Raw genomic sequence first — 21,428 nt, 5'->3', positions numbered from 1 at the left:
GACGACTAGTCGGCCACATTATACGTTTCAAAGGCGTAGTTTTTGGCGGCCATTCTGGTGGTTTTAATGAGTTTTAGTTGAGTAAAGTCGCCGACAAGTAACTACCGAAAGCTGCTTGGCGGCGTTTTTCAGGTTAGAAAAAAGGACGGGTTTTAAGATGCGATTAAAACAATTACAACAAATGCATCCAGTACAGACCCATTATCGGTTATATAAATCCGGTAAAAACTGGTGTGCAGCCTTAGTTACTTTAGTTGGTGGGAGTTGCTTAGGAGCGGCACTATTAGTTCAGCCGATAACTGCGAACGCCGCCACAACGCCAGCACTAACAACGACTGCAAGTACCACAACCACCGCAACCACGAGTATTGGGGCGGCATCGGCTGAGTCAGCTAGTATGCCCGCTTCGGCCGTAGCAACGAGCGTAGCTGTGTCCAGTGCAGTTAGCGCGACCTCAACGGCGGCCAGTGCGGCGACGACATCCGCGAGTTCTGTACCGGATTTGACTAACAGTACCATGCCAGCCTCAACTGCAGCAACTAGTCTGGCGATGAGTTCAACACCAGTGTCAACTGCGAGTTCGGCTGTTAGCTTGACTAGCAACAATACAAGCCAGCAGACTAGTGCTAGCGCTGTTTCAAGTGGCGGTACGCTGGTCAGCAGTGCGGCAACGACTTCGACTGACTCAACTAGTTCAAACGTGGTACCAGATACGACGATTGTGACGTTTGGCGATGCGGGGATTGCCAGCGCAGTACAAACGGCACTGGGGACTACTGGACCAATTACCGTGGGCGAGTTACGAAATTATCAGCAACCGGTACTCAGTATTGGGACTGATAATAACATTTTGACCGTTACCGGTAGTTTAAGCGGGATGCAGTATTTGCAATATTTGCCAGCTAAAACCACCGTTCAGTTAGTCACCAAGTATTTGAGCCCAGACATTGATTTGACTCCCTTAATTCCAGTTCACTTTTCGGAAATTGGCATAATGATACAAAATATGGCAGCGGTTAATCTGGCGCCATTGTTAAAGACCGATCCAAGTCAGATTAATGAGATCCAATTGATTAGTTCCATTATTGCCGATAATTCTGATTATCAGAAGAATGCTGAGGGCTTAACCAATGCACAATTGGCGGAATTGGGGCCATGGTTGACGGCGATTGATGAGAACGACATGAATAAGTCCTTTAATTTTAACGAAGGGTCGCTCACCGACTTTTCACCGTTAAGTGGATTTACCAAAATGGCCTACATTGTGGCGGTTGGTCAACGCGTCAATGTCGCACAACCTGTCAATTTGGTTACTGGTCAACCAGCAGTATTTGCGCCAATGCCAATCATTGGGCTTCAGGGAGAGTCACTGACGAGTAAATATGAAGTGACTTGGAATGGTACCAATCCAGCACCGGCTGGACCGAGTCAGACACCATTAACCAAATTGGCGGATGGCCGTTTTGAAATTCCAACCGCCTACCAAGCGGTGCCTAATGCTGACTGGTTCACTTATGGGTTTCATGGATTGGTCAATTTTAACGGCAATCGTGCGGACTTTATTCAGGCCAAATATCCGAATAATATTACGTTAAGATATGACAGCATGATTTATCAGCTGGCAAATTGGCAAGCGGCACCTCAAGTTTATATTCGTTATATTAATCCGACAACGAAGCAAGTCATTCAGCCCTATACCATTAATCCTGGTACAACGATTGGATCCACTTACGATTTTACAAAGTTGACGCAATTAGCAAATTACCGCTTTTTGCCAGCAACCAGTAGTTCACCCACGGGAACCTACACCCAAGATCCGCAATATCTCACATTTAATTTTGCGAAAGTTCCTGTTTCAGCAGGCGGGCTGACGGTGAACTATGTTGATCCAGCTGGTCAAGAAATTGCGCCAAGTACGACGTTAACAGGGCAAGTGGGGGATATTTATTCAAGCACACCAATTGCAGTGAAAAATTATGTCTATCGACAATTGGCGTCAACTAGTTTGGCAGCTAGTGGCACATTGCCGTTGAAAGCCGGTGAAATTATTTATCAATATGCACCAATCAGCTTGCAACGAACCATTACTTATTTAGATACCACGACACAACGGGTTTTGGCGAGTGCAACGATAACCGGAAATTACCAGAGTACGGTGAGTGACCCGACGTTGGTCGCAATTAAACATTATCAGACAGCTGGCTATGACTTGGTAAGTAACGATTTTCCGGCTACAACGTCACCATTTGCCACACCGGCGTTGACTAGGACTTACACAGTGAAATTAGCCCATCGACTGGTGACACTACAGCCAACTGCAAAATTGCCGGCTAACGTCTCATTGACGCGGGTAATTGCACAGACAATTAGCTTCAAAACGGCGACTGGCCAAGTTTTAGCGCCAAGCATTAAACAGCAAGTTAGTTTTGAACGTACAGCAGTTATCGATCAGGTGACTGGCGTGATTCAATATTCGCCTTGGCGTGCGACCGTGGCGCCCGAGTTAGCGGCAGTGACTGTTCCGCAGTTGGCTAATTATCGCGCTAATTTGGCCCGAATTGCGCCGATTGAAGTTAACGCCGCTAGTCCAGATGTTAACGAAACGGTCATTTATCAGCCTAAGTCTGGTACAGTCGCCGTGCATTATCAATTGGCTGGCACGAACCAGTCTTTAGCAACAACTAAGTTATTGACTGGCAATGCTGATCACCCATTTACGGCGACAGCGCCAATCATTGCTGGTTATCAGTTAGCCGCTAATCAATCAGCAATGATTACTGGCGATTATCCAGCTGGAACTGAAATGATTCATTTCGATTATGTCCGAGTTCCAGAGCAGTTAATGACGTCAAAAGCTGTTGCCAAACAGGCAGTGGCTCGGCCAACAATCAAGCCACTAGTCACTAGAGCAACATCGGTGACTAGTTTGGTTGCGCAACACGATCAGGCTGGCAAGCACCAATTACCACAAACTAGTGAGCGGCGGTCAGGGTCAATTTGGGGAATTTTAGGATTAACACTAATTGGGTTGATTGGTGGCTTGCGTCACCGTAAAGGTCAATAGCGTGTTTTTATTAGCATCAGTTTTGAAAAAAAAGGAGTGTTTAGGATGCGTTTTAAACAATTACAGCGATCCGAAACTGTTCGGACGCATTACCGGCTGTATAAGTCCGGCAAGAAATGGTGTACGGCAATGGTTGTTTTGATTGGCAGTAGTGCGTTGGGGGCCGCTTTACTTGTTAAACCGGTCACCGCAAGTGCTGCGACGACACCAACAACTGCCGTAGCACCGACAAGTGCTGCCGGCACGACAGCTGGCTCAGCTGCACTTTCTGATAGTTCGACCACAACTAAGTCGACGGCGACAACAGCTTCAGCTGCCACAAGTTCAGAAAGCACAACAAGTACTAGCTCGGCACAAAGCTCAATGCCCGCTAGTGCCGCGACGAGTACGATAGCAAGTTCAACAGTAACGAGTACGGTCTCTGAAGCAACAAGTGCGTCGTCAACTGCCAGCTCGATGGCGACGAATAGTAGTGCGACAAGCTCAGCAAGCACGAGTGCAACTTCGACGGCCATGGGTACTGCCTCAACAGCAACGAGCACGACTTCTGAAGTAAAAAGTGCGGCTTCAACCGCCAGTTCAACAGTAACGAGTACAGCCTCTGAAGCAACAAGTACAGCTTCAACTGCTGGTTCAATGGTGATGAGCAACAGCGCTACTTCAACGAGTACGTTGACAGCAACTTCAACCAGTACTAGTGCAGCTTCGGCAGCAACAAGCACGGCATCAACAGCTGATTCAACTAGCACTAGCGCAACTTCCACTGCCGCTAGTACAGATTCAACCGCCAGTTCAACCAGTACAAGTGCGGCTTCGGTAGCTACAAGCGCGGCATCAACAGCTGGTTCAACTAGCACTAGCGCAACTTCCACTGCCGCTAGTACAGATTCAACTGCTAGCTCAACAAGCACTGGTGCAACTTCCACTGCCACGAGTACGGCGTCAACCGCCAGTTCAACCAGCACTAGTGCAACTTCAGCAGCCACAAGCGTTGCGTCAACTGCCAGCTCAACCAGTACAAGTGCGGCTTCAACGGCCACAAGCGTTGCGTCAACAGCTAGTTCAACCAGCACCAGTGCAGCGTCAACAGCCGATTCGATGGTGATGAGTGATGGCGCGACTTCAACAGGTACATCGGCTGCAACCTCAACAGGTACTAGTGTAGCTTCGGCGGCCACAAGCGCAGCATCAACCACCGGATCAACTAGTACCAGTGCGGCTTCAACAGCTACGAGCACAGCGTCAACTGCCAGCTCGACAAGTACCAGTACTGCATCGACAGCCAAAAGCACAGCGTCAACCGCCGGATCAACTAGTACCAGTGCGGCTTCCACAGCAACGAGTACGGCCACTTCAGCTAGCTCAACGGCCTCAACTGGGCAAACTTCCGCGGTAGTTGCAGGCGGGATTACGGTTGAGTACCTCGATCCTGACGGCGAACCGATTGTGCCAGCTAAGCAAGTTAACGGTGATGTGGGTGATAGTTATACAGAGACGCCACCGACGATCGGCAATTATGTCTTTAAGCAGGTTGGCACTGATAGTTTAGCGACTAGCGGGACGTTGCCACTTGATAAAGGCACGATTACTTATGAGTATTCCCCAGTGACAGTGACTCGGGTGATCAATTATCTTGATGCGATGACTAATAAGAATATTGGGAGTACCACTGTAACAATTCCGTATGAGGGTACGATTCCTGACCCAACCGCATTGGCGATTAGTGGTTATGAAGCGAAAGGGTATCAATTAGTCAGCAATGGTTATCCAACTGATGGCTCGACTTATCGTTCGGCGGCACCAATTTTATCTTATCGGGTACTATTTACCCATCAGTTAGTCACGCTCAAACCTGGTGACACTTTGCCAACTGGGGTGACGTTGACACACAATGTCACGCAAACCATTGCCTTTAAGTATGCGGATGGCCAGCAAGCTGCGCCAAGCGTCACGCGCCAAGTGGCCTTTCAACGAAATGCGATTCGGGATGCCGTTACCGGTGAAACGAAATACACGAGTTGGCAACCAGTTAGCGCTAGTGGCTTTGACGCGCTGGATGCGCCAACTATTGCCGATTACGAACCTGACACCGCACAAGTGCCGGCAACAAGCGTTACGGCCGACAGTCCTGATTTGACGCAAACGGTGACTTATCAGCCTCAGACGGGGACTGTTGACGTTGACTATTATTTGGCACAGACGACGAAAGCCTTGCAGCCGGCAACTGAGTTAACCGGCGCGGTTGATAGCCCATATGATGTGACTGCCCCAACGATTGCTGGCTATCATTTGGTCTCCAATGACTCGGCAACGGGGGCGTACGCGAATGCGGCAACGACGGTGGCCTTCTATTATGCACCCGATGCAGCCACGTCAACGGCAACACCGACGATGTCTACTAGTCGGCCAAGCAGCACGGTTAGCGCGTCAGCCAAACCAGTGACGATGACTTATCGGTCACATCCGGTTCACTCACAAGTTCATTTAGCAGCGGTCAATCAGCCACGGTTATCGCCACGCGGCTCACAGACGAACGTGGCGTTATCGCCGTCAACTACTGCGGCAAAGTTACCGCAGACCAGTGAACAACGGCCAACAGATATTTGGGGCTTATTAGCCTTAACGATGATCGGATTAGTTGGTGCCGTCCGGTTACGGCGTGAACACTGAGGGGTGTTTAGTCTAAAAAAACGCCTAATTAATCGGCGCGGCAAATTCAGTCAGCTTTAAGTTTTAATGACAAAAATAGTCGCTGAACACCTAGCTGTTCAACGACTATTTTTAGTTTACTCCTAGTGACCACATCTAATTCTTTGGCACCGAGCGATAGAACCGTCAGCATTTTATTCCGGCGGTACAAAGGCTAACCCCCATTAGCTTTTATAAGTATCATTATAAACTAAACTATTAAATAGTCAATATTTATTCGAATATATAATTGATAGTGATGTGAAACAATATCACGTATTTATCACAAAATATTTCAAAAACGCCCAAAATTAGGCCAGAACACCAAAAAAGTCCGGCCATCATTTGACGGCCGGACTAATTTCAGTTGGTAAGGTTTAGTTACGAATGAGTTGTGTAAAGACAAGTTCATTCGGAATGAAGTGAGATTCGGTATATTCGAATTGGCGACCAGAATCATTAAACGCAATGCTGATCATATTCCCAACACAGTTGTTGATTCCCAAAGCAAGGTTATCAGTGTCAACGGATTTAACGGAATCAACCCGTAATAACCGTTTAACGACGGCAATCTTAACCTTAAGTTCTTTTTGAATATAATTATAAATCGAGGCCTTGGCAATCGCTGGCGTGATTCCGGGAATCAGTTGGGCATTGAAATAGTTAATATCAATGACCGCCCGCGTCCCGTTGATGGAACGAACCCGTTGAATCGCATAAACTGGAATGCCGACTTCAAATGCAGTTTGTTGGCTGAGCGCCTGATCGACGATAATTTGCTCAAAACTGACTAAATCGGTTTCATAATCAAAGGGGCGATCTGGATTGGTTGTTCGAATGCCAGATAATTCGCCTAAGTTTAAATTAAATTGTTGTGTTTGTGGGGTGTGTTCCAGTAAAACAACGCCACGGCCTTTAACGCTGTAGACGAGGCCTTCCTCTGCTAACTTTTTAATTGCCTTGCGAACGGCATAACGACTACTGTCAAATTCAGTAATTAAATCATCTTCAATGGGGAGGCGCATTTTGATACTGTACGTCCCTTTTAGAATGCGTTCTTTTAAAGCTTGGTAAATCGTTTCAAAACTACTATTCGTCATAGTTGTCACCTTCATACGCTTAATTGTTAGCCTCATTATAACAAAATTTAGATAATTTGTGAAAAATATCCGAACAAATTAAATTATTTATTCGAACAAAATTGACAGATGGGAGTGCTCATCCGTATAATGAAAGCGTAAACAACAATCGTGCAGGTCAGTTCGGGGGATATACAAACTTAAGTTAAGATGGGGGATTATGAAGATGCAAGTAGAACAACAAACATTAGTCACGCAAGAACATCCATTTAAAGTGACGGCTTATTGGCTAGATCAAGTTTCAGATTTTGGGGAAACGGTCGATTATCCGGTCATTATTATTTGTCCCGGTGGTGGGTTTACTTATCATTCTGGTCGTGAGGAAGCACCCATTGCGATGCGATTTGTCGCGGAGGGGATGCATGCGGTCGTTTTAAACTATCAGTTGGAAACAGCGACAAGTAAAGTTTATCCGTGGGCATTGCAACAGCTTGGTCAAACGATTGACTGGGTCACAAAGCAAGCCAGCGCACATCATATTGATCCAGATCGAATCATTTTGGCCGGCTTTTCTGCTGGTGGGCATGTGGTCGCGGACTATAACGGGATTGCGACTGATCCGGCATTGCGTGCCAAGTACCAGCTTAATCAATTTGTGGGGCAACATGCCGCAGTCATTTTAGGCTATCCAGTGATTGATTTGGATGCTGGTTTTCCAACTACGGTGGCTGAGCGTGATAAGATTACGACTGATCCAACGCTATTTGCTGCCCAAAAATTGTTGAACGCGCAAAGCAAGCCAGCATTTGTCTGGCAGACGGTGACCGATGAGTTAGTGCCACCGATCAATACGATGATGTACGTCCAGACGCTAATGCAATTAGGTCTTGAGACAGAGTACCATTTATTTGGCTCCGGCATTCACGGGTTGGCATTAGCCAATCACGTGACGAAGAAGCCACATAAAACGAAGTATCTCAATGACCAAGCCGCGCATTGGCTCCCACTGGCAGTTCGTTGGTTACAGTTGCAAGGTTACTTGCACGATGAAAATTAGTCTAACCCCCAAGCCCGCGCATGTTGCGGGCTTTTTTTGATTGTCTTCTAAAGGTTGAAAAATCAAAATCGCTAATAATTACTGTCATGTCAATGATTAAGGTATGAAGATTAGTTGATAGTGCCGCTTCCAGTCGCCACTGATAACATGCGGCCGTGGGACCGGGCCAAGCCAGGGACGTCTTGGCCCTCGCCTGGAATCCTTGCAAAAATCGCAAGTATCCCAGACCGTCCGTGGCGTAACGCCGGCAAGAAACATGCCGACCCAACGCCACGGTCACGACCGATGCTATCAGCGGCGACTTCCAGCTATCTTAACTGTTCTTAGGTTGGGTTTAGCGGAGTTAGGCAGAATCGCGACTAATTTGGAAGTGCCAGTTGCCTATATGACAGTGTTTACGAGCTCTTTTGTCCTTTCAACCTCCAGATTGTCATTGGGATAACCGGATTAACTGGCATTTTCAACTTTTAGGTTGAGTCTTAAAACGGGCAACGTAAGACTGATAAAATTAGTGACCGTCTTTGATTTCGACTAAATTAACCAACTCTCAGTTTCAGACGTCGCTGACATTCAGTAAATATCTGCGGTATAATTTTAAGTACAAAAGTCTGAAACTAGTGGCGGGTTTTCAACGACTGAAATAAGGCGTTTTTTTAGCAATTTTCAGGTCGAAATCACGTCCTATCATAAAAAAAGAGGCGGTAACCATGGCAACAAATCAGCATTTAGTGATCATTTCGTTAGATGCACTGGGGTTTCGCGATTTGCGCGAACATCAAAGCGAGTTACCTGTATTGAACAACTTGATGACGGGTGGCAGTTGGGTCAAAGCGGTCACCGGTATTTATCCGACATTGACTTACCCATCGCATACGACTATCATCACCGGCCAATATCCAAATGTCCATGGCATTATTAATAACACGAAGTTACAACCAAAGCGGCGCTCACCAGATTGGTATTGGTATCAAAAAGATATCAAAGTGCCGACCTTGTATGATTTGGCGCATCAGCAAAAAATGACCACGGCGGCCTTTTTATGGCCAGTCACTGCGGGAAGCAAGATTACATCTAATTTGGCTGAAATTTTTCCGAATCGCATTTGGACGAATCAGGTGCTGGTCTCGATTAAGGCCAGTTCGCCCTTATTCTTATTAAAAATGAATCATAAGTATGGTCATTTGCGCAACGGAATTAAGCAACCGCAATTAGATGAGTTTATCACGGCCTGTGCGGTTGATACCTTAACCCACAAGAAGCCTAATTTAACGATGATTCACTTGGTTGACATGGATAGTATGCGCCATCGCTATGGGGTGCGTTCGAAGGAAGCCATGGCGGCATTACATCGTTTGGATCAACATGTTGGTCAGCTGATTGCCGCAACGAAGCGCGCTGGTACGTTTGCTGACACAAACTTTGTCGTTCTCGGGGATCACTATCAAATTAATGTGACCAAGATGATTCACTTGAATACCTTGTTTGCCCAAAAAGGCTGGCTGACGGCTCGTCCTGACCAAACGTTTGAAGATGATTGGTCAGTAATGGCGAAAACTGCGGATGGCTCAACTTATATTTACACCCGCAATTTCAATGAGATGGCGGAATTGAAAGACTTGATTGCCGGTGTTGAAGGCGTTGAAACGATCATTACTGGTGAACAGGCCGGAAAACGGGGCGCAGATGCCAATTGCGCGTTGATGGTTGAAGCACAGGCTGGCTATTACTTTACAGATGAAAGTCGCCGGCCGGTAGTGGTTGAACCTGTTCACCCCGCAACCTTGGGTCAGCCAGATCGGTATCATGGGGTGCACGGTTACGATCCAACCAAGCCTGATTATCAAACAACCTTGTTATTTAATGGTCCCGCGGTCAAAGCCGGTGTCCAGATTGATGCGGCTAATTTAGTTGATGAAGCGCCAACTTTTGCGCGGTTATTAGGGTTACACTTCGACGGCCCAATGCCTGGAAAATGTTTAGATGGCATTTTTAAGGAGGACCGCGAATGAAGTTCAACAAATCACAGTGGGGTTGGATCTTCTATGACTGGGCGAACTCTGGCTATGGCATTATCGTCACGACCGCGGTTTTGCCCGTTTATTTCAAGGCGATTGCGCAAAGCAACGGGGTCGCTGCGGCGAATGCGACGGCTTACTGGGGGTATGCGAACAGTCTGGGAACCTTGCTCGTTTCGATTTTAGCACCAGTGCTTGGCGCCTTGGCAGATTATCCTAAGGCTAAAAAACGATTACTGAATATTTTTTCGGTCGTTGGGATGTTGATGACGTTAGGGTTAAGCCTGGCGCCAACGAACGCTTGGAAATTATTGCTCGGTATTTATATTTTGTCGATTATCGGGTATTCGGGTGGTAATCTCTTTTATGATAGCTTTTTGACGGATGTGGCGCCGAATGACCAGATGGATCGCATTTCGTCTTATGGTTATGGGTTCGGCTATCTGGGAGGCGTGCTCGCCTTTATTTTATTCCTAGTGTTGCAACTGACGAGTGGTTTTGGTCAGTTATCGAGTTATGGCGTTGCGCGTTGGAGTTTTGTGTTAGCGGCTGCTTGGTGGATTATCTTTTATATTCCGTTACTGAAAAATGTTCATCAAGTCTATGCGCTAAAGCCGAATGCGCATCCAGTGACCGATAGCTTCAAACGGGTTTGGTCCACATTGAAACATCTTAAAAACTATCGAGCGGCCGCTTGGTTTTTAGTGGCATACTTTTTCTATATTGATGGTGTCGACACCATCTTTACGATGGCGACTTCGATTGGGATGGATATGGGAATTACAACTACGACGCTGATGATTGTCTTATTAGTTGTGCAACTGGTGGCCTTTCCGTTTTCCATTTTGTACGGCTGGATTGCCCGAAAAACGTCAACGCGGACGGGGATTCTAATTGGGATTGTGATCTATTTAGGGATTTGCTTATACGCTTTGAAATTAGAATCAGTGACTGATTTCTGGGTTCTGGCGGTCTTGGTCGGAACGAGTCAGGGTGGCATTCAAGCGCTGAGCCGGTCGTACTTTGGGCGTTTGATTCCAAAGCAATCAGGAAGCGAATTCTTTGGCTTTTATAATATTTTAGGCAAATTCTCCGCGGTCATGGGCCCCGTTTTAGTCGGCATTGTGACGCAGATGACTGGTAAATCAACGATTGGTGCGGCATCATTGAGTGTCCTATTCCTGATAGGATTAGTGATTTTTCTAGCGTTACCACATTTGAGTAAAGCTTAGATATGAGTGCAGTTGTCGCAGATTTAGCGATAGTAGAATATTGTTACTACCAGTTTTAACAGAGTGCTGTTATTGAAATTAACCGGGTCTAATACCCAGAATTATGACGCAAATTACGTCTGATTCTGGGTATTTTTGTGTTGTGACTGCTGATTAGCTCGGTGGGCAGGTAACTGGTCGAGACTTTTTAGCTGACTGATTATTCAAAATAATGCCCATTTTTAGCCGTGAGGGGGGGTCGTTTGAGGCTCAGCCGTGGCATTTGACTTAGTGTGGTGGTTTGTCCGCGGTTAGTCAAAAACCAGCTTTTGAGACCGATTTTTGGCTCAAAAATGGTTCATGGCGTTCCAGCCTCAAACGAGGCCCCCGGTAAGGCGGAAACCAACCCACTTGATGATGAACTTAGAGAAAGCCGTGAAAGGTAGGACACATCCCGACGATTTTCGTCCCTTGTTTTTAACGCTGGAACCGGATACAATGATAATTATAAAAACGTTTTTATTTAGGATGAGTTATTTGAAAAAAGCAACAATAAAAGATGTTGCGCAATTGGCGAAGGTCTCGATTTCAACGGTCTCGAATGCGTTAAATGGGGTCAATGTTGTTAAACCACAAACCAAGGCGCGGATATTAAGCGCGGCCCATCAATTGAATTATTCGCCCAACTTGATGGGGAAACAGTTACGTTCAGGGCAAACGAATATGATTGGGGTTTTCACGGACAGTGTTGCCGGACCCTATTTTTACCAATTAATTGAAACCATTTCGCAGGCAGCGGCAGCTAAAAATTATGGGCTTAGTGTGACTTTAGCTAATAACCACACGGCGTTGATGAATAGTTTGCTGGGAAATACTTGTGATGGGGCGATTATTTTTGACCATCGGGTGGACGATCGTGACTTGGAACATTTAGCTGGTCAAGAAATTCCAGCTGTCATGTTGGATCGGCCGGTCTCTGGTGACCATCTCAGTAGTATTGTGTTTGATTCATTTAATGAGAGTTATTTGGCTACCCAGTACTTGTTGCAATTGGGACATCAGCGCATCGGTTATCTGGCCGGGTACGATAACAATCGGGATAACCACGAGCGTTTTACTGGGTTTCAACGGGCGATTCTGTCGGCTGGTTTAAGTTTGGAAGATATGGTTGTCCTGAAGGGCTTATTTGAAGAGCAGGCCGCCTATGACGCGGTGAAAACTTATTTGGCAACCGAAACGGCGCAACCCGTGACTGCCTTTCTAGCCGGCAATGACTTGAGTGCGATCGGTGCCATTAAGGCCATTCAAGCCGCTGGTCATCAGGTTCCCAAGGATTACAGTGTGATTGGGTTTGATGATATTGAAATTGCCAGTTATTTTGACCCAACGCTGACGACGATTCGTAACCCGATTGCGAAACAGGGCCAACTGGCGGTGACGGAACTGATTCGGTTGTTAACGACGAAACAGTGGGGACAGCAACAAGTCTTGCCGGGTGACTTAAAGATTAGAGCGTCAACTGGGAAGCGCTAGTCGGGTGTCATGACTAGTAAGAAGTGTAGCAATAAATAAAAACGATTTTAAGATGGAGGAAATCAGTGAAATGACAACTTATATGAGCTTTGATGTTGGTGGGACGACCATCAAATATGCGTACGTTGATGAACAGGGGAAAGTCACTGAAAAGCAGGCGTTTCCCACGGTGGATAATGCCGAAAAACTAATTAGTCAGATGGTTGCAGTCGTCAAAAACTACGCCGCTAAAAAAACAATCGCCGGGATTGGCATTTCGGCGCCCGGCATTGTGCGGCATGATGGCTTCATGGTGACTGGTGGGGCGATTCAGGCGTTTAACGGCTATCCATTAGCGGCAACAATTGCGACACAAACTGGCCTGCCAGTTGCCGTTGAAAATGATGCGAATGCCGCGGCGATTGCGGAACAGTGGCAAGGTAACGCGGTCGGGTGTCAGAACTATTTGACGGTTGTTTTAGGAACAGGTGTCGGCGGTGGCATCGTCATTAACGGCGACGTCTATCGTGGCAGTCATGGGATGGCTGGCGAATTCGGCTGGAACGTGACGCACGATGTTGATCCGACCCATGAACTAGAAAGCTTTTCGTTAAATCAACACGCCGCAGTTGTAAGCGGTTTAGTTAATCGGTACAATCAAAGCAAACAACAGGTCTCGGCAGATGCAACGCCGGTAACCGATGCGCGGGAGATCTTTGCGGCGGCTAAAGCTGGCGAGTCGATTGCACAAGTAGAAGTGGCCGGGTTTGTCCAAGATGTGGCGATTATGTTGTTGAATTTGTTTGCGAATTTTGATCCAGAACTCATTTTAGTGGGTGGCGGCATTAGTGCTAATGATGATTTTATCAACTTGTTACAAGCCAAGTTGGCTGAAATGATTGCGCGTCACGAAAGTTTAAATCGAATTAAGAACATTGCGTTAGGACGAGTCAAACCAGCCAAGTTGCGTAATGATGCCGGCTTGATTGGGGCGACCTATCAAATTAAGAAGCGTTTAGAAAGTGAGGCTAAGCATGAGTAAATTACCAAAAGGCTTTTTATGGGGTGGGGCAGTTGCCGCCCATCAATTAGAAGGTGGCAGCGATGCGGCTGGCAAGGGAGTCTCAATCGCCGATGTCATGACTGCCGGTGCCAATGGCGTTGATCGTGAAATTACTGACGGGGTGATTCTGGGAAAAAACTATCCGAATCATGACGCCATTGATTTTTACCATCGCTATCATGAGGATGTTGCGCTGTTTGCAGAGATGGGGTTGAAATGTTTCCGAACATCGATTGCATGGACGAGAATTTTCCCAAATGGTGATGAAACCACGCCCAATGAAGCGGGACTCGCTTTTTATGATGACCTGTTTGATGATTTATTAGCTCATGGCATTGAACCGGTGGTAACACTTTCACATTTCGAAATGCCGTATCACCTTGTCAAGGCTTATGGCGGTTGGCGTGATCGGCGCGTGATTGATTTCTTTGTTCACTTTGCCACGACGGTGTTTGAACGCTATCAACATAAAGTTAAGTACTGGATGACATTTAATGAAATCAATAATCAAAACGGGCTGAATAAGTGGGCCTTGTTTACAAACTCTGGCGTCTTGTTGAAAGCTGACGAAGATCCAGAAAAAGTGCTCTATCAAGTCGGTCATTACGAGCTGGTGGCGAGTGCGAAAGCCGTCCAGATTGGGCATGCGATTAATCCCGACATGCAGATTGGTTGTATGATGGCAGTTTGGCCAACTTATGCTGCATCGTCAGATCCACGTGATGTGCTGAAAGCTGAACGTTTTGCCCAAGCCAATTACTGGTTCTCAGATGTTCACGTTTGGGGTCACTATCCAAATTGGCTCAAGCGTTATCAGGCTAAGCAAGGGTTTAATTTAGATATTACCGCCGAAGACTTGCAGACGTTGGCGGCGGGGACGGTTGATTATATCGGGCTGTCTTATTATGCGTCCGGCGTCATCAAGGCCGCGGAAAATGAACCAGCCAACTTTATGACGCGGAATGAGGCGCTCAACGTCGAGAATCCGAATCTGCAGGCGACTGAATGGGGTTGGCCCATCGATCCAGTGGGTCTCCGCTATAGCTTGAATTGGCTGACCGACCGCTATCATTTGCCACTATTTATTGTGGAAAACGGGATGGGCGCGCCGGATAAAGTCGAGGCGGATGGCAGTATTCACGATCCGTATCGGGTTGATTATTTGAAACGGCACATTGAACAACTGGAACTCGCAGTTGATGAAGATGGTGTCGATTTGATGGGCTACACGCCTTGGGGTGTCATTGATCTAGTTTCGGCCGGTACCGGTCAAATGGAAAAACGGTATGGTTTCATTTATGTTGATAAGGATGATCAAGGTCAAGGAACACTGGACCGTTCGAAGAAGGATTCCTTCTATTGGTATCAACAAGTGATTGCCACGAATGGAGAAAAATTATAATCAAGTTAACAGCTGTCGCTTCCGGTTGGTTCCAACGGCCAATAAATTAAATAGAAGCGCCAATCAATTGCCAGTTTTCGCTGACAGATTGATTGGCGCTTTTGTGTTCAGTCTAAGTTCTAATTAGTGAAACTCATCGTCTGCAATTTGGGTGAGTAAATCGCGTGACGGGATGAAGAAGAGTTGACCGGACAAGATAGTTGAAAAAGTGAGTAGAAAGTCGTTTTGGTCCAGCATGTTTTGTAGCATGCCCTTAGTAACGGTCCAATGTCGGGCGTAGCCGATAAAGTAAGTCCCGGTATTGCCGGCGGCGGGATTAGAAAATGGGACGTTCATGCGTACGATCTTTTGTTCAACGCCATCAATTTCAAATTTGGACGCAACGTTGTGCGCATTTTTGAACTTATCTTCGTCCGCAAGTTCAAAATCACTGAATTTTTCGCGGCCAACGGCTTTTTCTTGGTCTTGTGTGTGCAGGTGATTCCAAACCGGCATGTCATGTTGCCATTTCTGTGCAAATGCATAAGAACCATTTTCAAATTTCGGGTCCTCATCGCCAACTAAGGCGTAATCAGCGGCATCTTCAACGGCTGGTGCTTCGGTACCGTCAATAAAGCCGATGATTGCCCGGCCTTCAAAATAGCGAAAGCCTTTAGTTTCATCCAACACAGTGGTAATGCGATCCAAGACGCGCCGAAATTGGGTTTGGCATTCATAGACGACCGCTTCATTACTGGCACGGATGTGGAAGAATAGGTCACCGGCCGAGGCCGGCATCGTATATTTTGGCCCGGCAAGTGTCGTGTAAGTGGTCAGTTCTTTCGGCTTGGGGGCATCGGGAAAAAGGTAGTTCCAGGCAGAATTGCTGAGACCGATGCTTACTTTGAGTTGTGACCCAGTTTCTGGTTTGGCATCGCGGATACGCAATGATCGAATAATGGCTTGCGAACGATCCGCAAATTCTTGAAAGACAGCTTGGGCTTGTTGTTGATCATCGCGATTCAATTTGAGTACGGTGAATTGAACGTGTTCGCCGACATCTTTCCAGACGTCTTGAGCATGGCTTGCTGTGATTGGCATGATATTTCCTCCATTACGATTAATACTGTTAGCGTAACGGCTAGGTGAAGCAGCGTCAAACAAAGTGATGAGTTATTAAAAAGATCGTTGCTGTTAAGTTAACAACCGAACGTTCGTCAGTCATTATAGGCAATAAAAATTTTGCCTAGTGCCGATTTGGGGTCTGATGACTAAATGCCATGTTTTAAAGGAAGTATGGCATCGTGACTCACGTGAACAACAAATTAGTCTAGTTGTTTGGATGCTGAATTTTGCGGGTTGAAAGCCCGAAAATAATGATCTTTGAATTAATTAATTGATAATTAGTCTATAACAAAAATGATTGATTTTGTTTGTTTAATTGTGTTATCCTATGAATAGGAAAGGTGTTTATCTGTTAACCGCAATTATTAATATTACTTATGGATGGACTTGCCAGATGCTTGTTATATAAGCATGAATAGCCAATTTTAGTTAGAACATATAAACGAATCACATAAGAATAAATTTATTTATATCAGAATTAGCTGTTTTTTATGTTTATTTAAATTTGCAAAACAGATTTGAAATGGGGAGTAGAATCATGAAGCAAAAACAAACGAACAAATTAACTTATAAAATGTACAAAAAAGGGCGTTTCTGGATTTTCGCCGGTATGGCCGTTGTCACGATTAATTTGAATGCGCTGACAAGCCGCGCCGATACAACTGAACAGGCGAGTTCAGCAACCACGACCAGTGAGTCAACTAAAGCGAGTGCCATCAGTCAGTCACAAGTGACGTTAACGAGCAGTACTAGCACCAGCTCAACTGATACGACCACGGCTAAGGCAGTTTCACAAGCGTCTGAAACGGAATCGACTAAAGCCGCAACGACTAGCTCATCGCAAGCTGCCGCAGCATCCACATCAACGACACCAACGACTAGTTCTTCAGAGAAGGCAGCTAGTGAGCTAACGACTGCGACGTCTAATGCTAAACCAATAGTTAACGGCACCAACAAAACGATTAAGACAACCAATCAAGCAACGAGTTCCGACACGTCGACCGCCGCCGCTATTAAACCGGTCACAACAACTGATCCTGCGACAGCAACAGCGGCTAGTGATGCGACGACAACTGATTCAATAACGGCCAGTGAGGCTGACACAGCTGCAACTAATCTGACTACTGAGCAAACTGATCAGCTTGCGCATTCAGCAACTGTAAGCGAGCTTAATCAACTAACGACGACCAATTTAGCCGCCGCAGCGGTGCAAGAAAATAAGCTTTCACGTGCAAGTTTAGCCAAAGCAGCCGTCGTTGAATCAGGGACGAAACTTGGCGTTGATTACACGATTACGGCTGACGGTGTTTTGACGATTCAGGGTGGCAACTTACAAAACACGTCAAGTGGTGCCGGCAGTCCTTGGGTAGCTGATGCGAACATCATCACTAAAGTGGTCATTGCTGGACCAATTATTGCCAGCCCAACGATGTCATCGCTATTTGATCAGCTGAGCAACGTGACTGAGTTTGTTGGCTTGGACCTGATCGATGTTTCTGCAGTGACAGATATGTCTTATTTGTTTCGAAATGATAACGCTGTCCAAAACTTGGATTTAAGTAGCTGGGGGTCTAAGACGGGTAACGTCAAGGACTTATCCTTAGCTTTTTATCACATGCCAAGCTTGAAAACCTTAAATTTGAATAATTTGAATGTTAGTAAAGTGACTAACATGATGCAAACATTTTCAATGGGTGACTGGCTGACACCGTCGACAATTGAAGAAATTGATGTTGCCAATTGGGACACACGCAGTGTCACCAATATGACGAATCTTTTTGCTAGCAATGCGCAGTTGAGCAAATTAGATCTGTCAACTTGGCAACATACCGAAAGTGTGACGAGCATGCAGTCAATGTTTAGTGGGGACACGTCATTGACTCAGCTGGATACGAGTGGTTTTAATACGAGCAAAGTGACCCAAATGGGTAGTATGTTTAGTGGCGTTGCTGTTTCAAAATTAGACGTGTCAAATTTTGATGTCAGCAGTGTGACTAGCGCTGATGACATGTTTGCTAATATGGCTAATTTAACTAGTCTGACCTTGGGACCAAATTTCCAACTCGCTAATGCCAGTATCTCAGGCCTGTTCCAATCTGATCCACTACTGGAAACGTTGGATTTAGGCAGTTTTAAAAATCCGCTCAATCAACAAAATTGGGGTATGTTTTCTGGTGATACTAATTTAAAGAAATTAATATTAGGCGCTGGCGTTAATTTAAATCAAATCGAATTAAATCCTGGTCATCCACAGCCAGTCGTAGGGCTGCCCGACATTAAGGCCACCGCTGTCTATACGGGTAAATGGGTTGATGAAACTAATCCAAGCGGTCCGGCCTACACGAGTACCGAATTAACTCAGCTTTATAACGGCACGACTGGTCCAGACGGCGTAACGTATATTTGGCAAGTGACGTCACAATCTAAGCTCGTTGCTAAAGATAACGTTTCAGTCGTGGCTGGGCCAAAGTCGACTTGGTCACCGCAAGATAGTGTGACAGAAATTTTGGATGCTAATGGCAATGCAGTTGATTTAGCAACAACGAATAGTGTGGTGAAGATTGACAGTGTCAACGGTGATCCGACCGGGACTGTCGATACGAGTCAGCCAGGAACTTATACCGTTCAGTTGAGCTATACAGATGCAACTGGCACCACGCAAACGGCGACAACGCTAGTGACCGTTGTGGCAACGCAAGCCACGATTGATGCTAAGGCGACGACTGTGATTGCTGGTAAGGGAAGCTGGACAGCGGCGGATAATTTTGTGAGTGCAACGGACGCCGACGGTAATGCGTTAACCGTTGATCAAGTTGAGTCTGATGGCTCAGTTGACCTACAAACGCCGGGACAATATTCAGTCACTTATCACTATGTGGATCGTGCTGGTAATGTGGCGACTAAGACGATTCAAGTCACGGTTACTAAGCCACAATCTGGCTTGAACGTTCACGACACTGAGCTGATTGCCGGGCCAAAAACAAGCTGGCAAGCGGCAGATAACTTTATCAGTGCGACAGACGTTGATGGCCAAGCAATAAGTCTGCAAAACATCACCGTCGAAGGTACTGTCCAGACTGAAACGCCAGGCGATTATCCGGTGACGTATCACTTTACGGATAGCCGTGGCAACGAGTATGTTAAAACGATCACCGTGCATGTTGCCGCATCGCAAGCAGCCCTGAAGACTAACGATAGTACCGTCCAAGTGGGTGATAACTGGCAAGCCAGCGATAATGTGGCGATTGCAAAAGATATTAATGGTCAGCCAATAACCGTTGATCAATTAACCGTTACCGGTAAGGTTGATATGACCGTAGCGGGTACTTACCCAGTGACGTACCACTATACGGATGCACTATACGGATGCCGCCGGAAACGTCTTCACCGCGACGGCCCAAGTGACGGTAGTTGACGCAGCAACGACACCGGATACTGACGACACTACTGGGTCTGGTGATCTGATTGATCCTAATCAACCGACAACGCCGACTGACCCAGCCAAGCCAACCACTAAGCCGGTGGTGACTGCACCAACAACCGATCAATCGGCTGCTGACCGGATTCAGACGAGCGAGACGTTCGTGAAGGCAACAACCCAGATAACACCACAAGCTAGTGTGTCAGCTAAAACGCAATTGACATCAGCTGCTAAATTAGCGCCGTCGACAAAGCTTCCACAAACAGACGAAACTGAATCGGAAACTATGCCAGTACTAGGCAGTGTCTTATTAGCTTTAACTAGCCTTGTTGGGCTCATTGGTTTAGGACGCAAACGTCGACACAATTAAACAGGCACAAAAAAGAGCGAAAAATCGCTCTTTTTTTGTGCCTGTTTTAGAGAATTCTAAGGCTGACTGAACTCATAAGTTCATTTCGGTATTTCGTTGCGTCAGTCTTAAGATCGCGTAATAAATGAGGCCAATCACTAACCAAATACCACCAATTTCTTTGGCGAGCAAGTTTAAGTTAATCATGACAAAGGCGATGACCGCGAAACCGATAATCGGCACGATCAAATGATGCCAGTAATCATGTGAGTGGCCCTTGATGAGAAAGTGATTGACGACGGCCACATGAATAATGAGAAAGGCGGTCAAAGCGCCACAGTTGACGATTTCTGAGAGGACGCCACTGTTGTTCATGAAAACTAAGCCGACGATTAAGGAAATAATCGAAACTAAAATTGTGCTGACATAAGGCGTTTTATATTTGGGATGGACTTTGGCTAGGACCTTTGGCAAATTATGATCACGGGACATCCCGAAAAGGATTCTGGAGATGGCGGCTTGGGCCGCCAAGGCGTTGGCGAAACCCCAAGATAAGATTGTCGCAATCGTGGTCATGTACATTAGGAATGGCCCACCAACTTTACCGGCAACCACGTAGAAGGCTGTGTCTAAGTCACTAAAGGAATGCCAGTTTGGCACAATTAATGCGGCCAAATAAGTTTGGGCAATAAAAAGCACGCCGACAATCATCAAGGACCACATAATACCTTGACCAACCGTTTTATTGCCACCCGTTGTTTCTTCGGCCAAGGTACTGATGCCGTCAAAGCCTAAGAAACTCAAGACGGCAACAGAGGTCGCGGTCATGACAAAGTTTAAGTTAAATTGCTTGGCATCGTAGAAAGGTTTTAAAGTAAAGCCATTCCCAACGCCGTGCATGACCCCATAGATGCCCATAATGACGAAGAACGCGAGGACAATCAGTTCACCAATTAAGAAAATGCGGTTGGCGATGGCGGTAAATTCGATCCCGCGAACGTTAATCAAAGTATTAATGCTAATAAAGATGACCAGCCAAATCCAAGTGGGAACGGCCGGTAACAATGATTTGAGTGAATTGGCAGAAATAATATACAACAGGGCGGGAACAAAAATATAGTCTAAAATAATCATCCAGCCAGAGAGAAAGCCAGTCGTTTTATTGATGCCGAGTTTGGCATAGGCATAGACTGAGCCGGCGATTGGAAAGGCTTGTGATAATTGACCGTAACTTAAGGCCGTGAAAAACATTGCGACCATCCCAATGGCGTAGGTCAAGGCAATCATCCCCCGTGAAGCGGAGATGACGGAGCCATAAATACCCATTGGCGCGATTGGCACCATAAAGATTAAGCCGTAGATCACTAAATCTTTCACTGATAACGTGCGGTCAAGTTCTTGCTTATAACCGAAGTCGCTGAGCTTGGCAGCGTGGGTACTCGGAACGTGATTAACAGCCATTG

At 46.3% G+C, this 21,428-nt stretch carries 13 protein-coding genes; 10 read left to right on the top strand and 3 right to left on the bottom strand.

The window, feature by feature from the left end:
• Window positions 1-157 precede the first annotated feature (157 nt).
• On the top strand, window positions 158-3,064 hold the full coding sequence (locus tag FFM74_RS04105) for a mucin-binding protein (protein ID WP_137625360.1): 2,907 nt from the start codon (window positions 158-160) through the stop codon (window positions 3,062-3,064).
• Between the two features lie 45 nt (window positions 3,065-3,109).
• Window positions 3,110-5,734, top strand: coding sequence for a mucin-binding protein (locus tag FFM74_RS04100; protein ID WP_137625359.1), 2,625 nt, complete (start codon window positions 3,110-3,112; stop codon window positions 5,732-5,734).
• Window positions 5,735-6,129: 395 nt separating this feature from the next.
• Here the strand turns inward: FFM74_RS04100 and FFM74_RS04095 are convergent, their stop codons facing one another.
• Entirely contained in the window at window positions 6,130-6,852 is a 723-nt protein-coding gene (locus FFM74_RS04095; protein ID WP_137625358.1) for a UTRA domain-containing protein, read from the bottom strand.
• 205 nt (window positions 6,853-7,057) lie between these two features.
• On the opposite strand from FFM74_RS04095, the gene FFM74_RS04090 reads away from it, so the two are divergent.
• The 6 genes from FFM74_RS04090 (at window position 7,058) to FFM74_RS04065 (ending at window position 15,091) form a co-directional block, all read left to right on the top strand.
• Window positions 7,058-7,888 carry an alpha/beta hydrolase gene (locus FFM74_RS04090; RefSeq protein ID WP_137625357.1) on the top strand — a complete coding sequence of 277 codons (831 nt, stop codon included), beginning with the start codon at window positions 7,058-7,060 and terminating at the stop codon, window positions 7,886-7,888.
• A gap of 707 nt (window positions 7,889-8,595) precedes the next feature.
• Window positions 8,596-9,897: an alkaline phosphatase family protein gene (locus tag FFM74_RS04085; protein WP_137625356.1), complete on the top strand. Its 1,302-nt coding sequence runs from the start codon at window positions 8,596-8,598 to the stop codon at window positions 9,895-9,897.
• On the top strand, window positions 9,894-11,135 hold the full coding sequence (locus tag FFM74_RS04080; protein ID WP_137625355.1) for an MFS transporter: 1,242 nt from the start codon (window positions 9,894-9,896) through the stop codon (window positions 11,133-11,135). The genes FFM74_RS04085 and FFM74_RS04080 overlap by 4 nt, the downstream gene beginning before the upstream one ends.
• 516 nt (window positions 11,136-11,651) lie before the next feature.
• Window positions 11,652-12,647 (top strand): LacI family DNA-binding transcriptional regulator, encoded by a 996-nt coding sequence (locus FFM74_RS04075; protein WP_171000649.1) that lies wholly within the window; start codon window positions 11,652-11,654, stop codon window positions 12,645-12,647.
• A 70-nt stretch (window positions 12,648-12,717) separates the two neighbouring features.
• Entirely contained in the window at window positions 12,718-13,668 is a 951-nt protein-coding gene (locus FFM74_RS04070; protein WP_137625353.1) for an ROK family protein, read from the top strand.
• Window positions 13,661-15,091, top strand: a complete 1,431-nt coding sequence (locus FFM74_RS04065) for a 6-phospho-beta-glucosidase (RefSeq protein ID WP_137625352.1) — start codon at window positions 13,661-13,663, stop codon at window positions 15,089-15,091. Before FFM74_RS04070 ends, FFM74_RS04065 begins: the two co-directional genes overlap by 8 nt.
• Before the next feature lie 123 nt (window positions 15,092-15,214).
• On the opposite strand, the gene FFM74_RS04060 is transcribed toward FFM74_RS04065, so the two are convergent.
• Entirely contained in the window at window positions 15,215-16,171 is a 957-nt protein-coding gene (locus FFM74_RS04060) for a Dyp-type peroxidase (protein WP_137625351.1), read from the bottom strand.
• A 562-nt stretch (window positions 16,172-16,733) separates the two neighbouring features.
• Between FFM74_RS04060 and FFM74_RS04055 the strand changes: the two genes are divergently transcribed.
• Both FFM74_RS04055 and FFM74_RS04050 read left to right on the top strand, forming a co-directional pair.
• Window positions 16,734-19,610 (top strand): bacterial Ig-like domain-containing protein, encoded by a 2,877-nt coding sequence (locus tag FFM74_RS04055; RefSeq protein ID WP_171000648.1) that lies wholly within the window; start codon window positions 16,734-16,736, stop codon window positions 19,608-19,610.
• Entirely contained in the window at window positions 19,549-19,986 is a 438-nt protein-coding gene (locus tag FFM74_RS04050) for an LPXTG cell wall anchor domain-containing protein (protein ID WP_137625349.1), read from the top strand. The genes FFM74_RS04055 and FFM74_RS04050 overlap by 62 nt, the downstream gene beginning before the upstream one ends.
• Before the next feature lie 72 nt (window positions 19,987-20,058).
• Here the strand turns inward: FFM74_RS04050 and FFM74_RS04045 are convergent, their stop codons facing one another.
• Window positions 20,059-21,426, bottom strand: coding sequence for an APC family permease (locus FFM74_RS04045; RefSeq protein ID WP_137625348.1), 1,368 nt, complete (start codon window positions 21,424-21,426; stop codon window positions 20,059-20,061).
• Window positions 21,427-21,428 lie beyond the last annotated feature (2 nt).

The organism is Lactiplantibacillus pingfangensis (assembly GCF_005404945.1).
GTDB lineage: Bacteria > Bacillota > Bacilli > Lactobacillales > Lactobacillaceae > Lactiplantibacillus > Lactiplantibacillus pingfangensis.
This window is presented reverse-complemented; position numbering and strand designations above follow the sequence as displayed.